This window comes from Devosia lacusdianchii (genome assembly GCF_022429625.1).
GTDB classification, from domain to species: Bacteria; Pseudomonadota; Alphaproteobacteria; order Rhizobiales; family Devosiaceae; genus Devosia; species Devosia lacusdianchii.
Genome location: NZ_CP092483.1, coordinates 2274696 through 2287483, shown reverse-complemented (window position 1 = coordinate 2287483; position 12788 = coordinate 2274696). Strand labels below are relative to the sequence as shown.

Below are 12788 nucleotides of genomic sequence, written 5' to 3'. Positions count from 1 at the left end.
AACTATTCGGCCGCCTGGATATCCTTCAGCGGCGGGATGTTGAAGTTGGCGCTGAACAGCTCGGTCGGATCGTACTGTTCCTTCAGCCGTCGCAGACGATCGAGAGTCGGGCCGGGGAAGGCGCGGTCGAGATGCTCACGCTCGGTTGCGGTTTCGAAGCTGATATAGAGGCCATCCAGCTCGTTCTGCAAGGCGGGCCACAGGCTGTCGAGCCGACCTCTGGTTGCTCCGTGACCTCCGGCGCTGAGTACGAAGTTCTGATGCCGGTGTGCATAGGCGGTGGCGTCGGCCGCCACGTCGTTCACGGCACCGCCCACTGCCCGGAGCTGCATCATATCGGTGGCGTGACCACGCAGCAGGTCACTCATCTGCCGGGCAACGTTTGGCGTCACCGTCGTCAGCAGGCCGCTATGCGAAGTATAGCCGCCTTGCCCGTCATGGCCAGAAAATTGCGAGTCCACCAAAGCGGCATAGGGCAAAATGTAGGCTTGGCTGCCGATAACCGGACCAACATTGAGGAATGGCCGCAGCATGGGCTGGGCGATGGTCGGATCGGGGTTGGTGATCACGATGCTCGCCTGGCCCATGGCCGGTTTGCCGCTTCGCGCCGGAACCATGGTCAGGAAGCTCGTCAAATCACGCGGGGCATCGACCACTGCCTCTGCCCAGCGTGGGATGACATCGGCAGCGTCGGTGAGATCGTACGATATCTGTGCGAAGACAACATCGCCGACGTCATAGGCTTCCAGCTCGAATGCAGTGACGACGCCGAAATTGCCCCCGGCGCCGCGGATCGCCCAGAACAGGTTGGCATGATTGTCCTTGTCGGTGCGAAGCAGGCGACCGTCAGCCAGCACGATTTCGGCGGCCACGAGATGGTCGATCGTCAGCCCATGCCTACGAGACAGCCAGCCGACGCCTCCGGCCGTCGCCAGGCCACCCACGCCGACATCGCCATAGTCGCCGGAGCTCATGCCTAGGCCGTGGGGCGCCAGTTGTTCGGCTACTTGACCCCAGCGTGCGCCCGGGCCCAGGCGAATACGCTTGGTGGCTGGATCGAGCAGGCGGATCTCGTTCAGGGCAGACACATCGAGAACGATGCCGCCGTCATTGGTGGAGCGACCCGAAATGCCGTGGCCGCCGCTGCGAACGGCCAAGGGAACGTTCTGCTTGCGGGCATAGCCGATGGCTGTGGAGACTTCCTCGGCGGTGGTCGCCTTGATGACGAGGCCCGGTGACCCGCGATGGAGATAGGTCGAGCGCAGCTTGGAATAGCCATGGTCACCCGGCTCCACCGCTATTCCCACAAGGCTCGATGGGACGCCCTCATAGTCGATTGCGGGATTGCGCAGCGCCAGTGCCGCGGCGCTGCGGATGGTTGCAGTCGAGGTCCCGGATAAGGTTCGTGCCTTGGCCACCGCTTCGCGAACAGCGGGAGCGACTTCGTTTCCGAAGACGTTGATGCCGTTTGGCGAGTCCGCCGGCAGGATGAATGTCGAGAAGCCGTGCTCCAGCGCCAGTTCGGTGATCTGGTCGATCATCGCTTGCTTGTCATCGGGGCCGAACCGCGACCCGAGCAGGTTGATCATCCGCCGGATCTCGCGCGGATCGCGGCCGGCCTCCGTTGCGGCGCCGTCGATAATGGCGTTGGCCTCAGCCATCGTAGGCGATTTGATATAGCTCAGGGACGGCAGCCAGCCATCGGCCTTGCGGCCTATGAGCGCCAGCATGCGTGGCTTCAACGCACCGAGCCAGATGCTGATGCGATGCCCTGGCAGTGGACCGCGTCGTGCCCCACGGGCGTGGTAGTGCTTGCCCTCAAGGCGTACGCCTCCGGGTTCGCCTGCGTCCCAGATGTCACGGATGATGTCGATGCCTTCCTCGAGCGCCTCCACGGATTCGCCGGGTGTGAGCTTCGTGCCGCCCATTGCTTCGACGCCGTCCCAGAACGCTCCGGCCCCAAGACCCAGCTCGGCGCGGCCATGCGACAGCAGGTCCAGGCTGGCGACGGCGCGGGCCAGCACTGCTGGCGGACGCAGCGGCAGGTTCAGCACATTGCCGGCCAGGGCAACCTTGCTGGTCTTGGCTGCCACAAAGGACAGCAGGGTCCAGGTATCGAGAAAGTTTGCCTGATAGGGATGGTCCTGGAAGGTCACCAGATCGAGCCCTGCGGCTTCGCTGAGCTGGGCGAGTGCCACCACATCGTCGACCTGCTGAGCTACCGGGGTGATGAAGCTGCCGAATTTCAGCTCATGGCCGTAATCAGTCATCGCGTGCCTCAATAGGTACGTTTCGTAACCTAGCACTTAGGCGAGTTTGTACGCCGCGCAAGACGGCACATACCTGTAACCGGAAAAGCAAAAGCCACCCGCCGGCGGCAGGTGGCCTTCAAAAGCAAAGAGACGAATTATTCCGGCTGCTGGTCCTTGCCGGTATAAACTTCCTCGACCCAGAACTGGTCGCGGCGGTCGAAGCCGTTGAACGGGGTCAGCGAGGCCTGAGTATAGGCGCCCATCAGGCCGAACTCGATCCAGTCGTCCTCGTCGATATCGGCGGGCAGGGTGAACACCTGGGGCAGCACGTCATAGCTGTCGCAGGTGGGGCCCCAGATGGTGAATTCGCTGAATTCGGCGTCATTGTCGTGCACGCGGGCGCCGCGCCAGACGCGGACCGGCGGGGTGAAGTGCATGAACTTGACTTCCATCAGGCTGCCATAGGCGCCGTCATTGACATAGACCGACTGGCCGCCGCGCTGATGCTTTACGCGCAGCAGCAGCGATGTCGAGCTGGTCACCAGCGCACGGCCGGGCTCGATGATCAGCTCGGGTTTGCGCTTCTCGCCGAAATGGTCGCTCACAGCCTGGCCGATAGTCTCGAAGTAATAGTCCATCGGCGGCGCTTCGCTGGTCGGGTAGGGGGCCGGATAGCCGCCGCCGATATTGAGGCGCTTCAGTTCGATGTTGGACTCTTCGACGATACGGGCGGCAGCGGCGATGTGGCGCTCATAGGCATAGGCGTCTTCGCACTGGCTGCCGACGTGGAAGCACAAGCTGGGCGTGTAGCCCATCTGGTCGACCATGGTGACGATTTCGGCCGCGCCCTGTTCCATCACGCCAAACTTGATGCCAAAGTCATAGGACTTGAGCGCCTTGCCGGCCTTGAAGCGGGTGGTCACTTCCACGTCGCGCGATGGCGACACCACCGCAGCAAGCTGGTCGAGCTGCTGTGGGTGGTCGATGGTGAAGCTGCGGACGCCGAACTCTTCGTAGGCGCGTTCGATCTCGCGCTTGTTCTTGATTGGGTTGTTGTAGTGCATCACCGCGCCCGGCGCATGGTCGCGCACCAGTTCCATCTCGGTGTTGGAGGCGACGTCGAATGCCTTCAAACCTTCGCGATGGAGCTGGGCGATGATGTGCGGGGAGGGGTTGCACTTGACCGCGTAAGTCAGCAACCCGTCAAAGCCCTTCTTGAAGACCTTTGTGGCCTTGTGAAGCTCACGTTCGGAGAACAGGAAAGCCGGGAAATCCGGCGCTTCCGCAGCAATCAGCGCGGAGGTGTTCGGGTAAACGTGTTTCGGCTCGGTGGTCTCGGTAGTCATGGGACGACGGCCTTTCGGGGCTGGGGGTAAGCAGGAAAACGAGCGCTGCATATAGGGCCGTGTGCCCCCTCGCGCAAACGATTATTTGCCTTCGGATTGCGACGGTCCCATGACGCCATTTTCCCGACAGATTCCGGGCGTTTGCCTCACCTCCGCGTAGGTCCGTTTCGAGGGTCAACGCGATGACCGGAGGTTGGTTCGAATGTCGATGCGTACGTTGCTGCTGGCTGGTGCTGCCATAACCGTTTTGGCGATAGGGGCGACAGTGGCACTGTCGCCACTCAATGCGCCCTCGGTAGCGCAGGTGCAGGCGGTCCCGGCAGAAACTCGAGCGGTTCCGACCAGCGACGCGCAAATCAAGCTCAGCTTCGCGCCGGTGGTGAAGTCGGTCTCGCCCTCGGTGGTCAATGTCTATGCCACGCGGGTCGAACAGCAATCCGCGTCGCCCTTCGCCAACGATCCGTTCTTCTCACGCTTCTTCGGGCAGGGGCAGTTTCAGAGCCGGCCACGCGAGTCCCGCTCTCTCGGGTCCGGTGTGATCGTCGATGGTGGTGGCGTGATCCTGACCAATCAGCACGTCATCGAGGGTGCGACCGACGTGCGTATCGCGCTGTCGGATGGCCGCGAATTTGCGGTCGACGTGATCATCGAAGATAAGCAGACCGACCTGGCTGTGCTGCGTGTGCGCCAGCCAGGCGAAACCGCCTTTCCCGCGATCACTTTCGCCGATTCCGATGGGCTCGAGGTCGGCGATCTGGTTCTGGCGATCGGCAATCCGTTCGGCGTTGGCCAGACCGTGACCAGCGGCATCGTCTCGGCGCTGGCCCGGACTGGCGTCGAGAGTTCAGACTACGAGTTCTTCATTCAGACCGACGCCGCCATCAACCCCGGCAATTCCGGCGGTGCACTCGTCGATCTCGACGGCAAGCTGGTTGGCATCAATACCGCCATCTTCTCCCAAAGCGGCGGTTCGGTCGGCATCGGTTTTGCCATACCTGCCAATATGGCGCGGCTGGTGGCCGATGCCGGCGTCAGCGGTGGGGAAATTATACGGCCATGGTTCGGCGCCAAGATGCAGGCGGTCAACGCCGACATTGCGTCCAGCCTTGGCATGGCCGCGCCGCACGGGGCGTTGATCACCGAAGTTGCGCCTGATGGGCCTGCGGCTCGCGCTGGCTTTGGCTCGGGTGATGTCATTCTTTCGGTGGACGGCGTGGCGGTCGATGACCCCAGCGCCTTCAACTTCCGCCTCGCGACCAAGCCCATCGGGCAGGTCACGCAGCTTGAAAGGCTTCGCGCCGGCAATACCGAGACCGTGAGCTTTTCCGTCGAGGCGGCTCCGGTGGCCGGCGGGGACATGATGGCCGCCATAGGGGGCAATTCGCGTTTTGCGGGAACGACCGTCCGCCAGATCGATGCTGCATTGGCCGAAGCCAAAGGACTGCCCTACGACGCCAAGGGCGTCATCGTGACGTCGGTCGAGGCTGGCTCCCCCGCCGAGCAGATGGGTCTGCGTGTAGATGACGTCATTCTGGCGCTGAACGATGTCCCAATGGACAGCGCTCAGGCATTCAGCGAGACAGCCTCGACGCGGGTGCGGACCTGGCAGATCATCCTGCAACGAGATGGCCAGATCACACGCAGCATCGTCGGGGGCTAGAGTGCGCTGCCGTCAGAGATAGATACCGGTGAGGCCGCGCATTTGCCGGGGACTATCCTGTTCAAGTTGGCAGGCATCTTCCCCCGCAATGACCCGAACCACCTGACCGGACAGCGTCAGCATGAACTCGCTGCTGGTTCTGCCATCGGCGAAGTCATAACGGAAATGCTCCATGACGAGCGTGCACTTGCCGGTTTCCTCGGTAAAGGTTCCTTCGGGGCCGTCCGGGCTAAAGGTGAGGCAGGATACGGCGTCAGAAGCGCAGATCAGAATGTCGTCGCTCTGCGGAGATACGCTGAGGCGAAAGCCAAGGGCGTCGTTCTCGTAGATCGTCGCCGCCGCGTAGCTGGCGCTGGAAAAGATGAGGTAGGCAGCAATGGCAGTCAGTATCTTTTTCAAAGCAGGCTCTCTCGAGGTCAAGGATCGTATGGTCGGCTAGCCGCCGCGCGGTATGGCTTGGTTCTATTCGGGTATCGCGACTTCAGGTAATTCCATCGTCGCCAGGGCCGTAATGGAGTTCTGGCGCCAATCCTTGAGCTCGGTGAGGAAAGTCTTGGCGCCGTCGTCGCCATAGCCGCGACGGCTGATGGCGTAGCCGACAACGCCGCCGTCCAGCGGCGCGTAGCGATAGGCGTTCCACTCGACGACGATGCTGCCGGAGCTGGAGTCGCTGATCAGGAAGTCGAGAAGTACCTCGCCGGTGGCTTTGTTCTCGATAAGGTCGTAGTTGACCACGGGATCGGTGCCTCGGCGTTCCTCAAGTCCGGCCGCCATGTTTTGCGCAACGACCAGTGGCGTATTGCCAGTGGTGGCGGTGCGGATGATGAACATCGCATCGTAGCTTTCGAGCGCCTGGCCCTCCGGCAGGTACTCCTGGACGGCCTCGGCTTCGGTAGCGCCGGTCCAGGCCAGAGCAAACTCCGTGCCTTCGAAGGTCAACGGGCCGGGCGCCCCGATCAGGTCATCCTGAGCCGCAGCCGGCAGGGCCAGGGCAGCAGCGATGACGAAGCTCACGACGGGTAAGAGCGATCGGCGGAGGCTTGAGTGGCGCATCGGAATTCCTCTCCATGAGTTCAGACGATTAGACGCCAGGACGGTCATCCATTGCAAACGCAACGGTGTACTGGTCTTGCCGTTCAGCGCTCTCTGGCCTACGCAAGGCGTATTGTTGAACCCGTGAACCGCCATGGCCGATCTCTTCGCATCCGATCCTGAAAGCGCCGCTGACTTTGACCGGGCTCGTCCCCTGGCCGATCAGTTGCGCCCGCGTTCGCTTGACGAGGTTATCGGCCAGACGCACCTGCTGGGACCCGATGGCACGCTGCGGCGCATGATTGCGACGGGCCGATTGGGGTCGCTGATCCTCTGGGGACCGCCGGGAACCGGCAAGACAACGGTCGCGCGGCTGCTGGCGGCGCAGATCGGCTACACGTTCGAGCAGATATCGGCCGTCTTCTCCGGCGTGGCCGATCTAAAGAAGGTGTTCGAGAAGGCTCGTTTCGAGCGCCTTAGCGGCCACAAGACACTGCTCTTCGTTGATGAAATCCACCGCTTCAACCGCGCGCAGCAGGACGGTTTTCTGCCGGTCATGGAAGACGGCACCGTGGTTCTGGTCGGTGCTACAACGGAGAATCCCTCCTTCGAACTCAACGCGGCTTTGCTGTCGCGCAGTCAGGTCCTCCGCTTTGAATCGCTGGGGCTGGAGGACCTCGAAAAGCTGGTCGAGCGGGCCGAGGCGCTGACCGGGGCCGCGCTGCCGCTTGAACCAGAGGCTCGCCACACGCTGCTGACCCTGGCCGACGGCGACGGGCGCGCCTTGCTCGGTCTGGTCGAAGAAGTGCTGGCCTCGGCCAAGGATGGCGAGGTTCTGGACGCGGCAACTATGCTGACAGTGATCCAGCGACGCGCCCCGATCTACGACAAGGCCCAGGATGGCCACTACAACCTGATCTCGGCGCTGCACAAGACGGTCCGCGGCTCCGATCCGGACGCGGCACTCTACTATTTCGCTCGGATGCTTGACGCCGGCGAAGACCCATTGTTCCTCGCGCGCCGGCTGATCCGCATGGCGGTGGAGGATATCGGTCTGGCCGATCCGCAGGCTCTGCCGCAAGCCGTTGCCGGCCGCGATGCCTATCAGATGCTGGGATCGCCCGAGGGTGAGCTGGCATTGGCCCAGGTGGTCGTCTATCTGGCGCTCGCTCCCAAGTCGAACGCAGTCTACACTGCCTACAAGGGCGCCGTTGGCGTAGCCAAATCCACCGGCTCACCGATGCCGCCCATGGTCATTCTCAACGCGCCAACCAAGCTCATGAAGGGCTCGGGCTATGGCGACGGCTACGTCTACGACCATGACACGCCCGAGGCATTTTCGGGTCAGGAATACTTCCCCGAGAAGATCGGCCGGCAGAAATTTTACGAACCGGTCGAACGCGGCTTCGAACGCGATCTGAGGAAGCGCATCGAATATTTTGAGCGCCTGCGCGCTGAGAAGGCTGGCAAGTAGTTAGTTCTGAGCGCTCCAGACACCGGCCTGTCCGCTTTCGTAGCCATATTGGAACAGCGCGCTAAGCCAAGCTGGAGAGCCGAATGGACTCTTGCTATCGGGGAAGTCGCCTGGGATGGCCGTGACGCGGTAGTCGACGCCGCTTTCCCTTGCCCCGGCGGCCAGCTGGTCGAGATTGCCTCGGCCAAGGTATTTGAGCAGCGTGGGCACCGCGCGCCGCTGGCCCCAGCGACCGTCGCTGCGTCCGCAATGGTGGCTGAAATGCTTGGACGGTATGGAGCTACCGCCGAACATGCTGTTAGTAGTGCCGCAAGGGCCGCGACCAAGAGTACCCGCGTGATCGTCCCTGGCATCATTTTCAACACGCAACACATTCTGATTATCTGCCTCCCTGGGCGATCATGAATGGCCGGTGCGGTTGACGAACATAGGAGATAGTTGGTGCAAGCATATCTGCTGGTCGCGGCCGGTGGCGCGATTGGCTCGGTCCTGCGCTATGCCTTTGGCGTGGCTGTTGGCCGGGCATGGCAGGGGGCGTTTCCGCTGGCCATCCTCTTGACCAATATCGCCGGATCGTTCGCCATGGGCGTCTTTGTCGGCCTGATGGCCCGCTTCCTGCCCAGCTGGGCGGCCGATGCCCGCCTTTTCGTTGCCGTTGGCATGCTTGGCGGGTTCACGACTTTCTCCTCATTCTCGCTCGATACGGTCGTCCTCATCGAGCGTGGAGAATTGCTTCAGGCTGGCCTCTATGTGTTGTTGTCGGTTGTGGTTTGCCTCATTGGGCTTTATCTCGGGCTTTTGGTGACCCGAGGCGTGGCATGAGTGGCGTTCAACAGCGGCAGGTGAATGACGACGAAGACGGGATGCGTCTCGATCGCTGGTTTGCTACCCATTTCCCGCAGCTCGGCTTCGGGCGCCTGCAAAAGCTCATCCGCAATGGCGAGGTCAAGGTCGACAAGGCCAAGGTAACGACCAGTACGCGGCTGTCGCCGGGGCAGACCGTACGCATTCCGCCGATCGACGATCCGGATACGCCCAAACCGGTTAAGGTCAATAGCGGCGACGCCGAGTTCATCAAGGGCCTCATTCTCTACGAGGATGACGACATCTATGTTCTCAACAAACCGCATGGCCTGGCGGTGCAAGGTGGCAGCGGTACCAAGCGCCACCTCGACGGTATGCTGAAAAGCCTGCCCAATAAGAAGGGCGAGCCGCCCCGGCTGGTGCATCGGCTCGATCGCGACACCTCCGGCTGCATCGTCGTTGCCAAGACGCACGCGGCGGCCAGCCATTTCGGCACGGTGTTTCGCTCGCGTTCGGCGCGCAAAATTTACTGGGCCATCGTCGCTGGCAACCCGCATCCGCAGCAGGGTGAAATATCCTGCTTCCTTGCTAAGCAGGCGACGACCGACGGCGAGCAGATGGTGGTGGTGAAGAACGGTACGCCGGGGTCGCAGCACTCGATGAGCTATTATTCGACCACTGACACCGCCAGCCGGCGCTTCGCCTGGGTAACGCTGAAGCCCGTCACCGGTCGCACCCACCAGTTGCGCGTGCACATGGCGCAGCTTGGCACGCCAATTATCGGCGATCCGCGCTACTTCAATATCGAGAACTGGCAGGGCGCGCCCGGCCTGAGCGAGGGCCTACATCTTCATGCCCGCCGTATTGCGCTGCCGCTGCGCAATGGCAAGCGGCTGGATATTTCGGCGCCGCTACCGCCGCATATGCGGCAAAGCTTTGAGACCCTGGGCTTTGATCCCGATCGCTACGATGTGAGCGGTGATCCGGAGGACGGCGCATGATCCTTGTCATGTTCGACATGGACGGCACGCTGATCGATACGCAGGCACTGATCACCGAGCATATGGCCACGACGTTTGAGAGCGTTGGCCTCGAGGCTCCGACGCCCGCAGAGTCGCGCCGGGTGATTGGCCTGTCACTGCCCGTCGCCATGGCGCGCCTCGCCAAAAGCGACGACTCGGTTCTGATCGAAACTCTGGTCGATACCTACAAGACGCATTACCGCGCCTCATTGGTGGCCGATGCCGGCCGGGAAGGCCTGTTTCCGGGCGCACTGGAGGCGCTCCAGCAGCTACGGCAGCGCGATGACGTGGTCATGGGCATCGCGACCGGCAAGGGCCTGCATGGCGTCCACCGCATCACCGGGCTTCACGGCATTGCCGACTACTTCGTGACGCTGCAGACGCCCGATCACAATCCCTCCAAACCACATCCCGGCATGCTGGAGACGGCCATCCGTGAAACCGGGGCCAAGGCGGACCGCACAATCATGGTCGGCGACACTACCTTCGATATCGAGATGGGCGTAGCGGCCAAGTGCAAGACCGTCGGCGTGACCTGGGGCTATCACGAGCCGCGCGAACTGATCGCGGTTGGCGCCAGCACCATGATCGACCGGTTCGACCAACTCGACGGCGCGATCCGCCAACTCGTGGAGTAACCGCTATGCGCGACCAGCTCGAAGACATTCAGAAGCATCTTGATGACGGCTATGGCCGGGCTCAGCATCTCAACACGGTCGAGCTGCCCAAGCGGTTCTACAAAGATGTCGGCGTGGCGCCCGTGGAAGGCGGCTTTGTCGTAACGCTCGATGGCCGCCAGGTGCGCACGCCAGGACACAAGATCCCCGTCGTTGTTCCCACTGCTGCGATCGCTACGGCCATGGCCGAGGAATGGGCAGCGCAGGCCGAATTCATCAATCCGGCAACCATGCCAACTGTACGCCTGATCAATTCGGCGGTCGAAAGCGGGGAGACGATGATCCCCGCTTTCCGCGAGGAAGTACTGAAGTTCGCCGCCGGCGATCTGTTGCTCTATCGCGCCGAGGCGCCGCAGGAACTGGTGTCGGAGCAGGAACTGGCCTGGGATAGGGCGCTGGTGATCCTGGCGCGCCATTTCGGCGTCAGTTTCCAGCCGACTATGGGCATTCTCCACCAGCCGCAGCCGCAAGCAACGCTGGATCGGCTGGCGCAGTCGCTGGAGGGCGAAAACCTCTTTACGCTAACGGCGCTGGTGTCGATCACCGGTCTGACTGGCTCGGGCCTGCTGGCGATCGCCTTGTGGAACAAGTTGCTGACGCCGGACCAGGTCTGGTCGGCGGCCCATGTCGACGAGGATTATCAGATCACGCAGTGGGGCCAGGATGAGGAAGCGGCCGAGCGGCGGGCGATGCGGCGGGTAGAATTCGATACCGCCGTCACGGTGTTGGACGCTCTGCGCCCTTAGAGCCTTTGGCTCTCGATGCTAGCAGCGCGCTGACATCGGGGGCTATTTCTGCGAGGGGTGTTAGCACGAAGTCGCGCTCGTGTGCGTGTGGGTGCGGCAGCGTCAGACGGGGCGTTTTGAGCTCCAGATCGTCGTAGGCGATGATGTCGATGTCGATCAGGCGAGGGCCCCAGACTTCCTCGCGGACGCGGCCCATGTCCAGTTCGATGCCAAGAACAACATCAAGCAAATCAATGGGTTCGAGCGTCGTCTCAATAGCGATTGCCATGTTGGCGAAGTCGGGCTGATCGGTCTTGCCCCAGGGCTTGGTGATGAGGACGCGCGACTGTGCGACGACGCTGATCGCCTGGTGTTCGCCGATGCGGCGGATGGCTTCGGCGAGTTGGGCGGGTGGGTTGCCGATATTGGCGCCGAGGCTGAGCCAGGCCTTTGAGGTCATTACTGTTTCCGCCGGCGATGCAATTCGATGGCGGCTTCACCACGCACCATGGCGATCGGCGCTTCCGGCTTGCGGATGCGAATGATCACCCAGGTAACGCCTTGAAAAGATGCGAATAATTGGTCGCAGATGTTCTGGGCTAGCGCTTCCAGCATCTTGGTGCGCTTGGTTTCGAACGTGGCCTTCACGACGTCGTAGATATCGGCATAGGAAATGCCGGTGCTGAGCCGGTCGGTGGCGGCCGGCACCGAGAGGTCGGCGCCCAGTTCGAGGTCGATGAAGAATCGTTGGCCGAGCTTCTCCTCCTCGGCAAAGACGCCGTGGTAGCCGTAAAAGCCCAGATCTTTCAGGATGATACGGTCGCCCGTGAATGGCTCGGCCATTGCTGCTACCCCAGTTCCGCGGGCGGAGCCTATAGGCCCGCGGGCGGACCATACAGTGTTGCCTGCGCGACGCGAAGGGCGTCGCTGGCGGCGCGGACGTCATGCACGCGAAAGATATGCCCGCCGTTGATGTAGCCAAGGACCGTGGTTGAAATTGTGCCGGCAAGGCGCTGATCGGCCGGGATATCGAGCAATTTGCCGATCATCGACTTGCGTGACGTGCCAACCAGAATGGGAAAATGTTCCGACAATCTGCTGCTGCAAGCATGCTGGCGAAGTTCTCGCAGCATGGCGTAGTTTTCCGGCAGACTTTTGCCAAAGCCGAAACCTGGGTCGAGGATCAGGTTTGTGCGACTTATCCCCGCCTGTTCTGCGTGGGCCATAGTGGCGTCGAAATAACGATGCATGTCGTCGATGAGAGGAACGGAACGATCGCGGTCTTTTTGCCAATGCATGGCGATGACGGGAACATCGTGAAGAGCGGCGACCTCAGCCATTTCGGGCGCGCCTTGCAGGCCGTGCACGTCATTGATGATTACAGCGCCGGCCTGAATAGCCTGGTCGGCGACAAGCGGCTTGTAGGTGTCGATGGAGATCGGTGCGGTAATACCTGCGGCGATCAGCGCGTCGATGACGGGCATGACGCGGTCGAGTTCCTCCTGAACGCCAACTGGCTCGGCGCCGGGGCGAGTGCTTTCGCCACCAATGTCGATGATGTCGGCGCCCTCAGCGATCATCTGGTGGGCGTGAGAGACGGCCGTTTCGATGAGGTTGTGTTGGCCGCCGTCGGAGAAGCTGTCAGGCGTGACGTTGAGAATGCCCATGATCAGCGGGGTCTGGCCGAGGATCAAGGGTGGGCGGTTGGGCAGGGAGATGGTGTGGATCGAGTGCATGGAAAATTCCGCTTCTGATGAGGCTTACCCCCACCCCGATCCTCCCCACAAGGGGGAGGG

At 62.2% G+C, this 12788-nt stretch carries 14 protein-coding genes; 6 read left to right on the top strand and 8 right to left on the bottom strand.

Annotated elements, in window-relative coordinates; genetic code table 11:
* Positions 1-2: 2 nt before the first annotated feature.
* Together MF606_RS11140 and MF606_RS11135 are read right to left on the bottom strand one after the other, a co-directional pair.
* Positions 3-2270: an LLM class flavin-dependent oxidoreductase gene (locus MF606_RS11140; RefSeq protein WP_240229317.1), complete on the bottom strand. Its 2268-nt coding sequence runs from the start codon at positions 2268-2270 to the stop codon at positions 3-5.
* A gap of 137 nt (positions 2271-2407) precedes the next feature.
* Positions 2408-3598, bottom strand: coding sequence for a type III PLP-dependent enzyme domain-containing protein (locus tag MF606_RS11135; RefSeq protein WP_240229316.1), 1191 nt, complete (start codon positions 3596-3598; stop codon positions 2408-2410).
* A 202-nt stretch (positions 3599-3800) separates the two neighbouring features.
* On the opposite strand from MF606_RS11135, the gene MF606_RS11130 reads away from it, so the two are divergent.
* A complete protein-coding gene (locus tag MF606_RS11130) occupies positions 3801-5258 on the top strand; it encodes a Do family serine endopeptidase (protein ID WP_240229315.1) in 1458 nt (485 codons plus the stop codon).
* Between the two features lie 12 nt (positions 5259-5270).
* On the opposite strand, the gene MF606_RS11125 is transcribed toward MF606_RS11130, so the two are convergent.
* Positions 5271-5657, bottom strand: a complete 387-nt coding sequence (locus MF606_RS11125) for a hypothetical protein (protein ID WP_240229314.1) — start codon at positions 5655-5657, stop codon at positions 5271-5273.
* A 63-nt stretch (positions 5658-5720) separates the two neighbouring features.
* Complete coding sequence (locus MF606_RS11120) at positions 5721-6311, bottom strand: hypothetical protein (RefSeq protein WP_240229313.1); 591 nt, start codon at positions 6309-6311, stop codon at positions 5721-5723.
* A gap of 133 nt (positions 6312-6444) precedes the next feature.
* Here MF606_RS11120 and MF606_RS11115 point away from each other — a divergent pair, with 133 nt between their 5' ends.
* Positions 6445-7764, top strand: a complete 1320-nt coding sequence (locus tag MF606_RS11115) for a replication-associated recombination protein A (protein WP_240229312.1) — start codon at positions 6445-6447, stop codon at positions 7762-7764.
* On the opposite strand, the gene MF606_RS11110 is transcribed toward MF606_RS11115, so the two are convergent.
* Complete coding sequence (locus MF606_RS11110; RefSeq protein WP_240229311.1) at positions 7765-8058, bottom strand: hypothetical protein; 294 nt, start codon at positions 8056-8058, stop codon at positions 7765-7767.
* 147 nt (positions 8059-8205) lie between these two features.
* Between MF606_RS11110 and crcB the strand changes: the two genes are divergently transcribed.
* From crcB to MF606_RS11090, 4 genes are read left to right on the top strand one after another with little or no spacing between them, the layout of a single operon-like run.
* Positions 8206-8586: a fluoride efflux transporter CrcB gene (gene crcB, locus MF606_RS11105; RefSeq protein WP_240229310.1), complete on the top strand. Its 381-nt coding sequence runs from the start codon at positions 8206-8208 to the stop codon at positions 8584-8586.
* Positions 8583-9569, top strand: coding sequence for an RluA family pseudouridine synthase (locus MF606_RS11100; protein ID WP_240229309.1), 987 nt, complete (start codon positions 8583-8585; stop codon positions 9567-9569). The genes crcB and MF606_RS11100 overlap by 4 nt, the downstream gene beginning before the upstream one ends.
* Positions 9566-10228, top strand: a complete 663-nt coding sequence (locus MF606_RS11095; protein ID WP_240229308.1) for an HAD-IA family hydrolase — start codon at positions 9566-9568, stop codon at positions 10226-10228. Before MF606_RS11100 ends, MF606_RS11095 begins: the two co-directional genes overlap by 4 nt.
* Positions 10229-10233: 5 nt before the next feature.
* The gene (locus MF606_RS11090) at positions 10234-11013 is read left to right on the top strand and encodes an ATP12 family chaperone protein (RefSeq protein ID WP_240229307.1); all 780 of its coding nucleotides are present in this window, start codon (positions 10234-10236) and stop codon (positions 11011-11013) included.
* Here the strand turns inward: MF606_RS11090 and folK are convergent.
* From folK to folP, 3 genes are read right to left on the bottom strand one after another with little or no spacing between them, the layout of a single operon-like run.
* Positions 10985-11452 (bottom strand): 2-amino-4-hydroxy-6-hydroxymethyldihydropteridine diphosphokinase, encoded by a 468-nt coding sequence (gene folK / locus MF606_RS11085; protein WP_240229306.1) that lies wholly within the window; start codon positions 11450-11452, stop codon positions 10985-10987. The two genes, MF606_RS11090 and folK, sit on opposite strands and share 29 nt — an antisense overlap.
* On the bottom strand, positions 11452-11835 hold the full coding sequence (gene folB / locus MF606_RS11080; protein ID WP_240229305.1) for a dihydroneopterin aldolase: 384 nt from the start codon (positions 11833-11835) through the stop codon (positions 11452-11454). Before folB ends, folK begins: the two co-directional genes overlap by 1 nt.
* 29 nt (positions 11836-11864) lie before the next feature.
* A complete protein-coding gene (folP, locus tag MF606_RS11075) occupies positions 11865-12686 on the bottom strand; it encodes a dihydropteroate synthase (RefSeq protein WP_240229304.1) in 822 nt (273 codons plus the stop codon).
* Between the last annotated feature and the right edge of the window lie 102 nt (positions 12687-12788).

Excerpts from the sequence above, each read along its gene's own strand:
- MF606_RS11120 (WP_240229313.1), bottom strand. The coding sequence starts at position 6,311 with ATGCGCCACTCAAGCCTCCGCCGATCGCTCTTACCCGTCGTGAGCTTC.
- MF606_RS11100 (WP_240229309.1), top strand. The coding sequence starts at position 8,583 with ATGAGTGGCGTTCAACAGCGGCAGGTGAATGACGACGAAGACGGGATG.
- MF606_RS11140 (WP_240229317.1), bottom strand. The coding sequence starts at position 2,270 with ATGACTGATTACGGCCATGAGCTGAAATTCGGCAGCTTCATCACCCCG.
- MF606_RS11110 (WP_240229311.1), bottom strand. The coding sequence starts at position 8,058 with ATGTTCGGCGGTAGCTCCATACCGTCCAAGCATTTCAGCCACCATTGC.
- MF606_RS11095 (WP_240229308.1), top strand. The coding sequence starts at position 9,566 with ATGATCCTTGTCATGTTCGACATGGACGGCACGCTGATCGATACGCAG.
- MF606_RS11130 (WP_240229315.1), top strand. The coding sequence starts at position 3,801 with ATGTCGATGCGTACGTTGCTGCTGGCTGGTGCTGCCATAACCGTTTTG.
- MF606_RS11135 (WP_240229316.1), bottom strand. The coding sequence starts at position 3,598 with ATGACTACCGAGACCACCGAGCCGAAACACGTTTACCCGAACACCTCC.
- MF606_RS11090 (WP_240229307.1), top strand. The coding sequence starts at position 10,234 with ATGCGCGACCAGCTCGAAGACATTCAGAAGCATCTTGATGACGGCTAT.
- MF606_RS11115 (WP_240229312.1), top strand. The coding sequence starts at position 6,445 with ATGGCCGATCTCTTCGCATCCGATCCTGAAAGCGCCGCTGACTTTGAC.
- folK (WP_240229306.1), bottom strand. The coding sequence starts at position 11,452 with ATGACCTCAAAGGCCTGGCTCAGCCTCGGCGCCAATATCGGCAACCCA.
- folB (WP_240229305.1), bottom strand. The coding sequence starts at position 11,835 with ATGGCCGAGCCATTCACGGGCGACCGTATCATCCTGAAAGATCTGGGC.